Here is a 14,479-nt window from a genome sequence, read left to right as displayed (position 1 = left end):
ACGCCCGAAAGCGGAAACTATGTCAGTTAACGATGATTTGTTTGATGAAAACAGCCAAATTGAACTCAATGGCTCAGTAGACGTAGAAGGTGAGAGTACGAATCAGGTAGCCGTTGCGTCCAAGCGAGAGATGGAGTCACCTGAATTCCAAGCCTTAGTGCAAGAACTATCTAGCACAATGGGTGTAGAAGGAACACACTACGCCGCCGGTGAGCTAGTTGTTCGACCCCAACAACAGACTTCCACGAATCAAATTAGCGCTCTCAAAACTAGCCTGGGAGCCAAGGTAATAGAGTCAACTCAAAGCTTGGGAATTGAGCGTTGGCAAATCCAAGGGATGAGCGTCGCTGAAGCCATTGCCCTTTATGGGAACGATCCCGCCTTTAAATATATTGAACCGAACTATATCCACAGTTTCAATGCAACTATTCCCAATGATTCTAGTTTTGATCAACTTTGGGGGCTAAACAATACTGGACAAACAGGCGGTACTTCTGATGCCGACATTGATGCTCCAGAAGCCTGGGATATCCAGACCGGAAACAGTAATGTGGTGGTTGGTTTGATGGATTCTGGCTTGGATTATACCCATCCAGATCTGAACGATAATCTTTGGACAAATCCAGGAGAAATTCCAGGGAATGGGATTGATGATGATGGCAATGGGTACGTTGATGATGTCCACGGCTATGACTTTGCTTTTGATGATCCTAACCCTGAAGATAATGTCGGACATGGCACTCACGTAGGAGGAACAATAGGTGCTGAAGGAGATAATGGCATTGGCGTAGCGGGTGTCAATTGGAACGCCCAAATTATGACCCTCAAAATTGGAGATACATACGGTATCTATACCTTTGATGCTATTGAGGGTTTAGAATATGCAACGATGATGAAGCAGGTATATGGAGTCAACGTTAACCTGACCAATAATAGTTGGGGGGGAGGTCCTTATTCTCAGGCTCTGTATGATGCGATCGCGGCGGCGGGTGCTGCAAACCAGTTATTTATCGCGGCGGCGGGGAATACTGGTGGAAATACCGACATTTCCCCCCATTACCCTGCCAGTTATAACCTAGATAACATTATTTCCGTCGCTGCCACCGACGATGACGATCAACTGTCTAGTTTTTCTAGTTTCGGATCAACATCCGTAGACCTAGGCGCACCAGGCTCTTCCGTATACAGTACAATTCCTGGGGGTGCATACGGCTTTGCAAGTGGGACTTCCATGGCAAGCCCTCACGTAGCGGGTGTTGCCAGTTTAATTTGGTCTGACGACCCGACATTAACAGCCCAACAGGTCAAGGATCGTATCCTGGCAACTGTTGACCCAATTCCAGCATTACAAGGAAAAACCGTTACAGGTGGGCGGCTCAATGCCTACAGTGCCCTGACTGGCTCTACCCCTCCTGCAGTGCTTCCCGTAATTTTTGATGACTTTGACCCAGACATTGACAATAGCCAATGGTCAACCATCACCAACGGTACAGCTAATAGCAACTTTGTGGGCAGTGATGGGAACTCCCTGTGGTTCAACGGCGGTTCTCCTGGCGGGAACTCTCGTTTTGCCATCACCAACCTGGTCGATGTCGCGAATGGCGGCACGATTACCTTTGACCTGATCTTTGGCGATAACTTCAATGGTGGCGAGAATGCCGATCCCGGAGAAGACGTGGTGCTGGAATACTCCACAAACGGTGGCAGCACCTGGAACCAGTTTGGTCTTTACGATACTGAAGCCTTCACCACTTGGACAACCCTAACGGAGACGATTCCTACTGCGGCTCAGACGAGTAGCACCAACTTCCGTTGGCGGCAAATCGCTCACAGTGGCAATAATTTCGATAACTGGGCAATAGACAATGTAACGGTTGGACCACCGATTCTCAACAGTGTTGTTGATGACTTTGACCCCGACATTGACAATAGCCAATGGTCAACCATCACCAATGGCACAGCCAATAGCAACTTTGTCGGTAGTGATGGGAACTCCCTATGGTTTAACGGTGGTGCTTCTGGCGGGAACTCTCGCTTTGCCACCACCAACTTTGTCGATGTCTCCAGCGGCGGTACAGTCTTCTTCGACATCATCTTTGGCAATGGCTCGAATGGTGGTGAGAATGCTGATCCAGGGGAAGATGTAGTACTGGAATATTCCATCAATGGTGGTACTAGCTGGACTCAGCTTGGACTCTATGACACCGAAGACTTCACCAGTTGGACAACCCTCACCGAAACAGTTCCTACCGCAGCCCAAACCAGTAGCACCAGTTTCCGCTGGCGTCAAGTTAATCATAGTGGTAATGGCTTCGATAACTGGGCGATCGATAATGTGTTTGTCGGAGTACCTCAGCCAGGAGAAATTAGCGGCAGTAAGTGGAATGATTTTAATGGGGATGGAAAACAAGATGCCAATGAGCCAGGTTTGGCGGGTTGGACAATTTACTTAGACGATAATCAAAACGGTCAACTCGATCCTGGTGAGACCTCTACGAAAACCGATATCAACGGCGACTATACCTTCACTAACCTGAATCCAGGGACTTACACCGTTGCCGAGGTGCTAAAACCCGGTTGGGAGCAGACCTTTCCAAGTTTTAACGGTGGTTTTGAAACGGGTAGCTTTGATCCTTGGCAAACAACGGGTAACACGACTATCGAGACAGCTTCCTTTGGTTCGGGTCCAACCGAGGGAACCAATCAAGCGTTACTCACTAACGGCGGTGCTTCTGTAAGCGATACCCAACTAGAAACTTTCCTGGGGTTGACTTCCGGAAGCCTAGATGGTTTGGGCAATGGCAATGCTACCGTTGGTTCAGCAATCAAGCAAACAGTAACAGTGTCGGCTGGCACTCAATTGAGCTTTGATTGGAACTTCCTTACCAACGAAGCTACGCCCACTTCCTTCAACGATTTTGGCTTCGTTTCGATTGTGTCAAACACGTTGGACACGCTAGCGAATACCAATAGCTCTTTTGGATTCTCTCCAACCATTTTCGATGAAGAAACAGGATTTGACACCTTTTCCTATACCTTCCAAACCGCCGGTACTTTTACCCTGGGAATCGGGGTTGTGGACGTGGGAGATACCGTTGTTGACTCAGGATTACTGGTTGACAACTTATCGTTCACGGGTAATTCATTTCCTATCGGTGGTAGTCAGAAAGTAACTCTCGGCTCTGGTGATATAGTCACCAATATCGACTTTGGCAACCAAAAAATTCCTCCACAAACTCTATTTGGCACCAATGGCAATGATGTTTTCACCATTACGGATAGTCCAGTCATCGTTTTTGCCCTGGGTGGTCATGATCAGGTTGATGGTTCAGCCAGTGCAGGTGGGAATCAGTTCTACGGCGGCAAAGGCAATGATACGCTGATTGGCAATAGCTACGACCAATTATTTGGTGAAGCTGGCAATGATCTTCTGGATGTATCCAATGGTGCAGGGAATAATCTGCTCGATGGGGGTAAAGGCAAGGATGAACTGTTAGCTAACTTCAACGATCAGTTGTTTGGCGGCAAAGGTCATGATACCCTTGATGCTTCCAATGGTGGCGGAAATAACCTGCTTGATGGCGGCAAAGGTAACGATGTTCTATTAGCTGGCTCTAATGATCACCTATTAGGCGGTAAGGGTGACGATATCCTTGATGTTTCCGGTGGTGGCAGTCATAACGTGCTTGATGGCGGTAAAGGCGATGATATCCTCAATGCCATTAATGGTGGCGGGAACAATCTGCTCGATGGGGGCAAAGGTGACGACAACCTCTTCGCTGGCTCCAATGACCAACTTTTGGGCGGCGACGGTGATGATATCCTTAATGCTTCTGTTGGTACAGGAAATAACAGCCTAGATGGTGGCAAAGGTGATGACAATCTCTTAGCTGGCTTTAATGACCAACTGTCTGGTGGCGATGGCGATGATATTCTTAATGCCTCGTTTGGTTCCGGCAATAATAGTCTTGATGGCGGCAAAGGTGATGATATCCTCATTGCTGGTTTCAATGACCAACTCTCAGGCGGCGACGGTGATGATCTATTGTTCGGTGGTGATGGGGGTAGCACCATGACAGGCGGTAATGGTGATGAGCAGTTCTGGATTGTGAATGGCTTTGCTCCGAGTGCGGCTCACACGATTACCGACTTTGAGCTAGAAATTGACCGGATTGGCATTCGTGGTTTGGGTATCACGTTCCAACAGCTCGACCTGATTCAAGATGGTAATGATACTCGGATTAGTGCCTTCAATACAGACCTAGCTATCTTGAGTGGGATTCAAGCGAGTGCCCTCAACAGTAGCGATTTTATCCTCGCCTAGCCTAGTTAATTTGGCGGTTGAAACCGCAGCTACACAAACGAAACCCGCCTGCGCGGGTTTCCACAGGTTGAGATAAAATCCGTTAAATTGAATTAAGCGATCGCGTACTTGAACCTTCCCACTCAGGCGCGATCGCTTTTGCATGATTTCCCTTCCGTTAAACCTACTGTAGGATTAAGTTGAGATAGAATGCATCCTTGCACCCAATTGCCCAATCGGATGATGACAAGGCTGATTGGGTTAGCTAGGATAAGTTCCCAGATATCAACAGTATCTTAAAATTAATGTCACGCTCATTAAGCCCTGAACTCAAATACTCCTCTCAAAGCTCTTATCCCGTTCAAACGGGTTCAAAGACTTACCCAGTAAGCTTTAGCTTACTTTAGCTTTAAGCCGGAAATTTATTTCCTGGCGTCCAGTACTTAAACTTATGAGGACTGTATTATGCAAGCGCTTTTTAATCCAGAAACAACATCCAAGGTTAGACTCACAGCTAAATCGTCGGTTCAAAAACCTATACTGCAACTGGGTTCGGTGGGAGCCGAGGTTTTAGAACTGCAAAAGCTTTTGGCTCAGTGCGGTACCTACACGGGTCCAATGGGAGGGTATTTTGATCGCTGTGTCCATGATGCTGTGATGGAATTTCAGCAAAGTATGTTCCTCAAAGCCGATGGTATTGTCGATTCCCTGACGTGGCAAGCTCTTTATCAGGGTGCCCCGGTTAATATGCCTGTACTCAATCGAGGGAGCAGACATGATATGGTGATTCCTGTACAGTGGGTGCTGCATCTGACTCAGGATTATTCAGCGCCAATTGATGGTGATTTTGGCGAACAAACGGAATCGGCTGTGCGATCGTTCCAAAAACGTCATGGCTTAGTGGAAGATGGAGTGGTCAGTGAGCAAACCTGGTATGCTCTTAGTCAAGTTCATGTCAGTTTACTCCATAACCGTTATCAAGACGCTTTGGTGGCAGTGTAGTTCATGGTTGATTTTTCTCAAATGTGCGATCGCTAGTACAAGAAAGCTCCAAGTCCGAAGGCAGATGGAAGAAGGCTGTAAGGCTTACAGTAGCTGCTTTTTATATCTATTATTAACGGCATTGTCTGTAATTGATGCTACAAAATTGCCCATTCTGTAGAGACGTTGCATGCAACGTCTCTACAGGAATGCTTAGGCTAGTTGCTTGCTCACCTCATCAGCTAGCTGCTCTATATTGACAGCAATTTGCTCCCCGGTTTTCATGTTTTTCAGACCGCATTTTTGAGCGGCTGCTTCTTCCGAGCCAATAATGACACAGAAGGGAATTCCCCGTTTATCAGCTTGCTGTAACTGTTTGCCTACAGAACGCTCCTCAAAACTGGTCACTGTACTAATTCGGGCCTGACGCAGTTTCTGAGATACTTCTAAATATAAAGGCATCAGGTCACTTTGCATATTCACCACCATCACTTGAGCGGGTGTGGAGGAGAAGGATTCTAGCATCCCGGCTTGAATCAACCGACTCATCAACCGAGTTAAGCCGATGGAAATGCCCACTCCTGGCATTTTATCCCCAACAAACATACCCACGAGTTCTTCATACCGTCCCCCGGAACAAATACTGCCCAAGGCTTCATGACCAACGAGTGTTGTTTCATACACCGTTCCCGTGTAATAATCTAATCCACGGGCAATGGAGAGGTCAATGCAAAATACGCGATCGCTCACCCCCAAATTCCGCACTCCGGTAATCACCGTTTCTAGTTCAGCAATGCCCGTTTTCAATACCTGAGCGTCTGGTTTATCCTCAAGCATGGCGTTTAATTGTGCCAACACCTCATCCACCGAACCCTGAATCTTGGTGAAAGTGAGAATTTGCTCGACTTGTTCATCGGATAACCCTTCAGCCAGGAGCGCTTTTTTCACCTTTGTTTCGCCAATTTTCTCGGCTGCATCCACAATCCGGATGGAGGGCATAATTTTGCTCTCGTCTAAACCAATCGACTCAAAGAACCCACTGAGAACTTTGCGATTGTTTATGCGGATCAAAAAGTCTCCAATATTAATCGCCGTAAAAATTTCGGCAATAATCGCTGGAATTTGAGCATCATAGAGCAAACTTAGCTTATTACGACCCACCACATCAATATCACATTGGCGAAATTGGCGATAGCGTCCGGCTTTTGCCCGTTCTCCCCGAAATACATTATCCATCTGATAGCGGGCAAAGGGGAACTGAAGTTCATTCAGGTGACGGGCAATATAAGCCGCTAAGGGAACCGTCTGATCAAACTTTAATGCTCTCTCTTCTGAACCACTTTCTCCCGCCTTTTCTTTTTCGGCTTGGCGATTGGGCGGCAAAATTGGTTGCAACCCGTAAATAATATTATCCCCTTGATTTCCTTTGGCTTGCAGAACTTCTAATCGCTCAACTGCTGGCGTCTCGATGGGTGTGAATCCATATCGCTCAAAAACTTGGCGGATGGTATCGATTAAATACATCTCCAGGCGCTTTTCGCCTGGGAGAAATTCGGGAAAACCACTCGGACAAGAAAAGTTTATTTTGTCAGCTTTTGCCATTTTTCAGGGAACGGAGAACAGGGAACAGGGAACAGGGAACAGGGAACAGGGAACAGGGAACGGAGAACAGGGAACAGGGAACAGGGAACAGGGAACGGAGAACAGGGAACAGGGAACAGGGAACGGAGAACAGGGAACAGGGAACAGGGAACAGGGAACAGGGAACAGGGAACAGGGATGTAGGGGCGGGTTTTACCGCTCACATTTTGCCATAAACCGATAATTTGACTAAACCCGCCCTTCTAGGGAACCGGGAATTAAAATTTCTAATGGCTAATCGTTAGGTAGTGGAGACTGAAGAGATGATCAGCATCTGTCCATACCTTTTGAGCCTCGAATCCCGCATAAGTTGCCATATCCTGGAACTCTTCAACACTGTATTTATATGAGTTTTCGGTGTGAATCGTTTCATCTTGACGAAAGTGAAACGGTGTGTTATCTATAACCACGGTTTGTTCCTTGAGACTGACTAAGTGCATCTCAATGCGGCTTTCATCTTTATTATAAAAAGCCCAGTGGCGAAAATGGGATAAATCAAAATTAGCGTTTAAATCCTGATTGATCCGTTCTAACAGGTTGAGATTAAATTCAGCCGTAACTCCCTGGGCATCATTATAGGCAGCATTTAAAATAGCTGGGTCTTTTTTCAAATCGACACCAATTAACATACCATCGCCTTTATCCAAAAGACTGGCTGAAGTTTTGAGCAGATGGAGTGCTTCCTGGGGATGAAGATTGCCAATCGTAGAACCCGGAAAGAAAATTAGCTTGTGATTGACGGGTTTTTTGCTGTAGGGTGGCAGTTGAAAATCCTGAGTGTAATCTGCACAAACGGCGATCACATCCAAGTCAGGATAGCGTTGTGCTAATTCTGCTGACGCTTGCAGCATGTGTTCTTGAGAGATATCGATAGGCATATAGCCGGCTAGATGCGGCAAGGCATCTAACAGTAAGCGGACTTTGGTACTATTACCACTACCATACTCGATCAGTAAGCAATCTTGACCCACGAGTTGGGCAATGTCAGCGCAATAGGTTTTTAACAGATAAATTTCTGTACGGGTGGGATAGTATTCCTCCACCTCACAGATCTGATCAAACAGTTCCGACCCACGTTTATCATAAAAGAACTTGGGCGCGATCGCTTTTTGGGGTTGAGTCAAACCCTTGAATATCTCCTCACGTAAGCTGCTTAGGTGCGGCTTATAATCGTAAAACTCTAGATTATTCATCCACCTATCGTTCAATCTGCTAACCACCTAAAGGGTGGATTCCTCTCCTATCATCTACCGCCAACGATCCTTTTTGCAAGTTATCTCATTGTCCGGTTGAATACTTAGGGGCTGCGGAATAAGTGTTGTGGTGAGGGGGAGCGGGGGAAGCTGGGAGAGCTGGGGGAGCTGGGGAAGCCAGGATACATTTTCCCTGAGCAAGGTGATGCTATACATTAGTTACAAGCTGCGCCCACAAGGGGACGCAGCAGTTGACCCTTTGTCCCTGATTCCCTTACTTTTTCTTGCCGCCAAACAATCCTCCAAATAGACCCCCGCCACCCGATTGCTCTTTCGGCTTTTTGCCTGAACCCGATTTCTGGGTTAATTTGTCGATATATTGTTTCCCTTTCAAGGCGTTTTCTTCCTGCGGATTTAATTGCAAGGCTTTATTAATGTGAACCTTAGCCATGGACACTTGATTTTGCTTTAAATAAGCTAACCCTAATAAACCATGACATTTGCTATTGGTTTGCTCTAATTTGAGGGCTTCTCGTAATTCTAAAACAGCACCCGCAAAATTGTTTTTCTGCATGTAGCTGTCGGCACGGCTGATATAGGCAGCAACTTTTGAGCCTTCTTGAGTTCCACCCCCCTTGGTTGAGGCATCACTGGTAGCGGCACCAGCTTGGGTTTTCTTGACCGCCTTACCCGGTCCTGCTGTTTTGGAAACGGCTGTTCCTGGAGAGGTTTTGCCGATGCCTGATTTGGATGTTTTTCCTTGAAGCATCAAGTAAACTAAGTTGAGTTCACTGATTTCGCCAGTGACGTCCACGACTCGATCAAGAGATTCGTATTGCTTAGATGCTAGCGATTTCAAGGAGTTTCGATAAACAGCATCGGCATTTGCACCAGCTTTTGCCAATTGTTTAGCCACGTCACTATAAATAGAAATTTTTCCTCCTTCTGCGGCTAGACGCTTGCCCATGTGTCCTAAACTGATCCTATAGTCGCGACTGCCGCGAAACAGTTGTTCCTTGGCAGGATTGACGAGTTTGGTTAACAGTTCATTGGCTTGCTGTTTTTCCTCATCTGTTTTGAATTTGCTGCTGTCAGGGTGGAGACGGCGAGTTACTTTGAGATACTGCTTCCGGACTGTCTTCTCATCCGCATCGACGGGAACGCCTAGAATGGCATGATAATCCGTGAAATCATACTTAAAAAGTCCGCGTTCAATTTCAAAAGCCATAGGGTGCTGTCCAATTGCTGTGACGAAAGAATAGTTTTATAGTCTGCCTTAGAGATAAGAGACCCCCTTGACATCCTCATAGCTATTGTAGAAAATACATCTCCCAAGATAGGGGTAATCTGGCTTCCCCATGGAACAAAAAGCGAAGCATCCTTTGGCTTCCCCATGGAAAAAAAGCGAAGCATCCTTTGGTCTCCCCCATGAAACCAAAAGCGAAGCACCCTTTGGTCTCCCCCATGGAACCAAAAGCGAAGCACCCTTTGGTCTCCCCCATGGAACCAAAAGCGAAGCACCCTTTGGTCTCCCCCTTTTGAAGGGGGACGGAAGGGGGATCGATAAGGGGGATCGATAAGGGGGACGGAAGGGGGATCAAAAGGGGGACGGAAGGGGGATCTATAAGGGGGACGGAAGGGGGATCTATAAGGGGGACGGAAGGGGGATCTATAAGGGGAACGGAAGGGGGCTGGGGATTAGGTTTTCCGAATTAGCCGACAACATCCTTAAGGTCTTGGCGGATGTCGGGACTGACTAAAAATGGTGTAAGAGTTCAGTTTAGACGGACTTGCTCTCAATTCCAACTGGACAGGGGTGGTGTCTGTAAAAGTTCCTGGCTGAGTTGGTCATGAATTTGACCATTGGTGGCGAGAATTCGTCCAGATTTTAGGACGAGGGGGCTACCATCATAAGCGGTGACTGTGCCACCTGCCTCTTGCACTAATACTACACCAGCCGTAATATCCCAGGGCGAAATTCCCCGTTCCCAATAACCATCTAAGCGTCCACAAGCCACATCTGCCAAATCCAGTGAGGCTGAACCACTGCGGCGAACCCCTTGGGTGAGGTGAGTTAGGTGACAAAACTCGGCATAGTTATTATCTGGGGTTTCGCGACGGTCATAGGCAAAGCCAGTTACCAGTAAGCTTTGATTGAAAGTAGATGTGTTAGAGACGTGAATGGGACGGCGGTTGCAAGTCGCCCCTAATCCCTTAGCGGCGCGAAAGAGTTCATTGCGAAAGGGATTATAGATCACTCCCACTTGCGGGATTTCGTTAATGAGTAATCCCACTGATGTAGAGGCAATGGGGTATTGATGAGCATAATTGGTAGTGCCGTCGAGGGGATCAATTGCCCACCGATATTTACTCTGTTGATCTCCCCCTTGACCCGATTCTTCTGCCAAAATAGCATGATGGGGGACATGACGCCTTAAGACTTTTAAAATGACGGCTTCTGCTTCTTTATCTGCAACGGTGACTAAATCACCTGGACGCCCTTTCTCTTCTACGGCATCTAGTTTACCCCAGTAGGTTTGCAAGATTGCCCCGGCTGCCATCGCAGCTTCTGTGGCGATATCAAGAAAGATTTGCAGTTGATCGGGTGTGGGTTGGCTCATGGTTGGTTATTAGGTTATTAGAGTTTTGAGTTTTTCGGATAGTCGGGATGGGTTTGACTATAATAAAGCACTTAAGAACTTGCGCCTTAATAATTTACCAATCCGGTTTGGCTGAATTCATAAATACAGCTTTCCTTAAATGAATAATACAGCTTTCCTTAAATGAATTAGCCCTGCTAACCTAAGCAGGATCTGTGCCTAAGTCCTAAAACGTTGACACCAAAATCCGCTAACATGGCAAACGAGTGACTCAAACCTATTGATGGCTAAGACTGTGAAACGAGTAGGGGTAATCGGTGGTGGACAACTGGCTTGGATGATGGGAGGTGGGGCTAAATCATTGGGTTTGGATTTGGTGATTCAAACACCCCAGCCTACTGATCCAGCCGTTAGTGTTGCCTCCGATACCATCTTTGCCCCGATTGATGATGCCGCCGCGACGGCAAAGTTAGCTGCCCATTGTGATGTGATCACATTTGAGAATGAATTTATTAATTTGGATGCGTTGTTTCCCTTGGCAAACCAAGGTGTCTGTTTTCGCCCCCGCCTAGACGCCTTAGCCCCCCTACTCGATAAATATCACCAACGTTGCTATTTACGTGACATTGGCTTACCCCAACCTGCTTTTAACTTACTAGAGACACCCCTCAACCCTGATACACTGAATTTTTCCCTGGTTCTCAAAGCGCGACGTCACGGCTATGATGGTCAAGGCACGTTTATTTTTAAGGATAGAGAGAGTTTCCAGGAACTCTGGCAAAAACTTGCCGATACACCTCTACTCGTCGAGGAATTTATACCCTTTGAACGAGAATTAGCTGTGATCGCGGCTCGTTCTGTAAGCGGTGAGGTAGTGGTTTACCCGGTTGTCGAAACCCAGCAGGAAAATCAAGTCTGCCGTCGGGTGATTATTCCCGCCCCGATTAGCCCAGAGACAGAACAAGAGATTAACGCGATCGCACGTACCTTACTCAATAGTCTACAAGCCGTGGGTGTGTTTGGGATTGAACTCTTTCTCACCGCCAATAATCAGGTATATGTCAACGAAGTCTCCCCTCGTACCCACAATTCTGGACATTTTAGTCTAGATGCTTGTGAAACTTCGCAGTTTGAAATGCATTTACGGGCAGTTGCCGGATTACCATTGACAAAACCAACACTTAAGTGTAATGGAGCGGTCATGGTTAATCTATTGGGTTACGAATATTCCCAAAATGATTACCTTGAAAAACGGCAAAAACTCGCCAGTCAGCCGCAAACTTATGTGCATTGGTATGGGAAAAAGCAATCGCGCCCTGGGCGCAAACTCGGTCATGTCACCGTTCTCCTAGATTCTAGCTCAGGGAAGAACCCCCAGGCGATCGCCCAAACAATAGAAACCCTGTGGTACGGTTAAAGTCTTGATTGTTGATTGTGTAGGGGCGGGTTTTACCGATAATACTATCCAACACAACCGATAACGTGACTAAACCCGCCCCAGCCAAGGACATAAGACATAAGACAAATCACTCGAACTCGGAAATTCCCTTTAAAACAAAGTCACTTTGAGCTTGAGCCATAATCTGAATCATCGCTTTAAAATCAGCATTTCGTTGGCGATACTTGGTGATTAAATCCTCTGACTGAACTCTAACACCTAACCTTTCTAGATAATCTGCCTCAATGCGTTGAAGTTCCTGTTTATAGCGCTGCTTAAACGATTGCTCAATTTTTGCCTTATCCTGCTCTGGAAAAACTTTGAGGTGGATAACGACAGTACCTCGATGCTTCGTTTCAATGGCTTGAATAGAAACCGGAAAATTATCGTTTTCCTTCTCTAACTCTTGAAAAGCAACCAGAAAAGCCTGCCAATCAATCCCCTGGCGGAAAATCAACTCAACGGTTTCCAGCGTTTTTTGGAAAAGCTTTGTAAACTCACCCGGCTCAAATGTACCACTATGAGGACGGCGTTCTTGCAGTACATATCGTTTACTCTTAGGAGAATATCTGGATTTAAGATAAACATAGTCGCAGATAACTCCAGTTAAGTTGGTTGTACTATCAATATTCCAATCTTCTAAGCAAACTCCTGTAAATATGGCTCTCTCAAAGTTTGTACCTAACGCTTGAGTTCTAATCAATCGGGCTTCAGATAAATCAGCGCCGCTTAAAAGAGCATTTCTAAAATCTGCGCCGGTAAAATCAGCTTTTCTCAGATTGGCATCGGTCAAGTCGGCTTCCAGCAAATCCGTGCCAAAGAGGTTCGCCCCTTGAATGTTAGCCCCTCTCAGGTTAAACCCACTCAAATCCAATAAATTTAGGTTAGCACCCTCCAGCATGGGAGTAACATCAGGATGCTTCTCGCGCCAACTGTTCCAGTGGAATAACCCCAGTTTGACAAGATAGGAATGGGGTTCGCTGTACACCATCTGACCATAACCCCGAACATCATACATAATTTGCGATCGATGACACTCATCAGTTTAGCTTAGAGCGACAGCCCATGATTAGGCATGAACAGCAGACTGTTTCATGACGCACGCCATGCGCCCCTGCAGAAGGTGGCGATACGGGACAGTAGACATCTAGAAATAAATCGTTAAAATAGGGGTACAGGTTCCACTGGGACGTTGGTGACTGCCAATAGTGTTTTTTGATCTTGTCTGTATGTAAAAGGGAATCGAGAGACCTTGTGGCAGTAGACCGGGCATGAACCCGGAAACTTAAAACGAGTGTCCACGATACCCACCTGGTTTTCCAGGTCATAAGCTGAGGCAAGACGGCGTTCTGGTGAACCTGCAATAATTCGCAAAATTTTCCCCCTGTCTTAGGTGACTGGGGGATTTTGCGATTGGGCTTTCTCTGAGCGAGGGAGGTAAATTTTTAGTGGGAGATTGGGAGATTGGGAGATTGGAAAATTGTGTAGGGGCGGGTTTTACTACTATCTTTTCGGTTGCACCCAGATGGGACTAAACCCGCCCCGATTAAGGTTTATAGCCTCGCCAATTATGACGATTTGATAGAGGACAGAGGATTGAGTTTTTAAGTCTTCGGCAAAGGTTTGATAGTCCAAGGTTTCGCAGAATTCCACAATTAAGCGACTGGCTCTAATCAAATCCAGTAAAACCTCTTTATCTCTGTTCATAAATCACTTTCGAGTTGTCTAAAATATTCTGGCGACGTATAGGGTTATGGCTTTGTTCAATTGCTGGTTTGGTAACGACATCAACGGAGCGGTGAAACAGTTGGCTCAGTTGTTGCTCAATAACATCGAGATCGAAAAATGTAATTCTGGCTTGTTCTGAAAATTTCACTAATAAATCAATGTCGCTATCGGCATTAAAGTCTTCTCTCAAGATTGAGCCAAAGAGAGAAAGCTCTACGATTTGCCAGTGTTGACATAGTTTTTTTAGGGATTCACCGGAAATAGTTAGACCATGAGGAATAGGGATTTGATGTTCTACTGTTGATAATCTTGAATCATTCATAATGAATATTCCGTACTACACCGTCTTAAAAAGGACTGTAGCAAAAATTATATTTTACCGCCAAATCCCTTGGGCAAGGGTTGACGCCACCAATCTACCCGCACGAACATTGTTAAGTAGTCGGACAAAAGAAAACGGTGCTGTATTAAGTTTTGTAAGTCACCCTCAAACCCTTACTGTTCCCTGTTCCCTGTTCCCTGTTCCCTGTTCCCTAATCTCAACCGTTAACTTTAATTGTGTCCACCCACTTAAGACAAAATTCCAAAGAGTTTT

General features: G+C 46.3%; 10 protein-coding genes and 1 other RNA gene. 4 read left to right on the top strand and 7 right to left on the bottom strand.

All coding sequences use genetic code 11. The features are described 5' to 3' along the window. The first annotated feature begins 19 nt into the window (after window positions 1-19). Together RIB93_RS04035 and RIB93_RS04030 are read left to right on the top strand one after the other, a co-directional pair. Window positions 20-4,324 (top strand): S8 family serine peptidase, encoded by a 4,305-nt coding sequence (locus RIB93_RS04035; RefSeq protein ID WP_446370520.1) that lies wholly within the window; start codon window positions 20-22, stop codon window positions 4,322-4,324. Window positions 4,325-4,768: 444 nt separating this feature from the next. Continuing rightward, entirely contained in the window at window positions 4,769-5,305 is a 537-nt protein-coding gene (locus tag RIB93_RS04030; RefSeq protein ID WP_446370518.1) for a peptidoglycan-binding domain-containing protein, read from the top strand. A 192-nt stretch (window positions 5,306-5,497) separates the two neighbouring features. Here RIB93_RS04030 and hisS read toward each other — a convergent pair whose 3' ends face one another. The 4 genes from hisS to RIB93_RS04010 form a co-directional block, all read right to left on the bottom strand. Further along, entirely contained in the window at window positions 5,498-6,886 is a 1,389-nt protein-coding gene (gene hisS, locus RIB93_RS04025) for a histidine--tRNA ligase (protein WP_446370516.1), read from the bottom strand. 266 nt (window positions 6,887-7,152) lie between these two features. Next, complete coding sequence (gene egtD, locus RIB93_RS04020) at window positions 7,153-8,118, bottom strand: L-histidine N(alpha)-methyltransferase (RefSeq protein ID WP_446370514.1); 966 nt, start codon at window positions 8,116-8,118, stop codon at window positions 7,153-7,155. A gap of 274 nt (window positions 8,119-8,392) precedes the next feature. After that, window positions 8,393-9,346, bottom strand: coding sequence for a J domain-containing protein (locus RIB93_RS04015; RefSeq protein ID WP_446370512.1), 954 nt, complete (start codon window positions 9,344-9,346; stop codon window positions 8,393-8,395). A gap of 568 nt (window positions 9,347-9,914) precedes the next feature. Continuing rightward, window positions 9,915-10,739 (bottom strand): inositol monophosphatase family protein, encoded by an 825-nt coding sequence (locus RIB93_RS04010; RefSeq protein WP_446370510.1) that lies wholly within the window; start codon window positions 10,737-10,739, stop codon window positions 9,915-9,917. A gap of 262 nt (window positions 10,740-11,001) precedes the next feature. Between RIB93_RS04010 and RIB93_RS04005 the strand changes: the two genes are divergently transcribed. Then, window positions 11,002-12,135: a 5-(carboxyamino)imidazole ribonucleotide synthase gene (locus tag RIB93_RS04005; RefSeq protein WP_446370508.1), complete on the top strand. Its 1,134-nt coding sequence runs from the start codon at window positions 11,002-11,004 to the stop codon at window positions 12,133-12,135. A 109-nt stretch (window positions 12,136-12,244) separates the two neighbouring features. Here RIB93_RS04005 and RIB93_RS04000 read toward each other — a convergent pair whose 3' ends face one another. Beyond that, a complete protein-coding gene (locus RIB93_RS04000) occupies window positions 12,245-13,174 on the bottom strand; it encodes a pentapeptide repeat-containing protein (RefSeq protein WP_446370506.1) in 930 nt (309 codons plus the stop codon). A gap of 160 nt (window positions 13,175-13,334) precedes the next feature. On the opposite strand from RIB93_RS04000, the gene ssrS reads away from it, so the two are divergent. Continuing rightward, a non-coding RNA gene (gene ssrS, locus RIB93_RS03995) (6S RNA) lies at window positions 13,335-13,516 on the top strand. Window positions 13,517-13,659: 143 nt separating this feature from the next. Here the strand turns inward: ssrS and RIB93_RS03990 are convergent. Both RIB93_RS03990 and RIB93_RS03985 read right to left on the bottom strand, forming a co-directional pair. Further along, complete coding sequence (locus RIB93_RS03990) at window positions 13,660-13,863, bottom strand: HepT-like ribonuclease domain-containing protein (RefSeq protein WP_446370494.1); 204 nt, start codon at window positions 13,861-13,863, stop codon at window positions 13,660-13,662. Beyond that, a complete protein-coding gene (locus tag RIB93_RS03985) occupies window positions 13,850-14,206 on the bottom strand; it encodes a nucleotidyltransferase family protein (RefSeq protein ID WP_446370492.1) in 357 nt (118 codons plus the stop codon). The genes RIB93_RS03990 and RIB93_RS03985 overlap by 14 nt, the downstream gene beginning before the upstream one ends. Window positions 14,207-14,479: the final 273 nt, after the last annotated feature.

It is taken from the genome of Coleofasciculus sp. D1-CHI-01 (assembly GCF_040218875.1).
In the GTDB taxonomy this organism is placed as follows: Bacteria; Cyanobacteriota; Cyanobacteriia; order Cyanobacteriales; family Coleofasciculaceae; genus Coleofasciculus.
This window is presented reverse-complemented; position numbering and strand designations above follow the sequence as displayed.

Excerpts from the sequence above, each read along its gene's own strand:
- RIB93_RS04030 (WP_446370518.1), top strand. The coding sequence starts at position 4,769 with ATGCAAGCGCTTTTTAATCCAGAAACAACATCCAAGGTTAGACTCACA.
- RIB93_RS04015 (WP_446370512.1), bottom strand. The coding sequence starts at position 9,346 with ATGGCTTTTGAAATTGAACGCGGACTTTTTAAGTATGATTTCACGGAT.
- hisS (WP_446370516.1), bottom strand. The coding sequence starts at position 6,886 with ATGGCAAAAGCTGACAAAATAAACTTTTCTTGTCCGAGTGGTTTTCCC.
- egtD (WP_446370514.1), bottom strand. The coding sequence starts at position 8,118 with ATGAATAATCTAGAGTTTTACGATTATAAGCCGCACCTAAGCAGCTTA.
- RIB93_RS04035 (WP_446370520.1), top strand. The coding sequence starts at position 20 with ATGTCAGTTAACGATGATTTGTTTGATGAAAACAGCCAAATTGAACTC.
- RIB93_RS03985 (WP_446370492.1), bottom strand. The coding sequence starts at position 14,206 with ATGAATGATTCAAGATTATCAACAGTAGAACATCAAATCCCTATTCCT.
- RIB93_RS03990 (WP_446370494.1), bottom strand. The coding sequence starts at position 13,863 with ATGAACAGAGATAAAGAGGTTTTACTGGATTTGATTAGAGCCAGTCGC.
- RIB93_RS04000 (WP_446370506.1), bottom strand. The coding sequence starts at position 13,174 with ATGTATGATGTTCGGGGTTATGGTCAGATGGTGTACAGCGAACCCCAT.
- RIB93_RS04010 (WP_446370510.1), bottom strand. The coding sequence starts at position 10,739 with ATGAGCCAACCCACACCCGATCAACTGCAAATCTTTCTTGATATCGCC.
- RIB93_RS04005 (WP_446370508.1), top strand. The coding sequence starts at position 11,002 with ATGGCTAAGACTGTGAAACGAGTAGGGGTAATCGGTGGTGGACAACTG.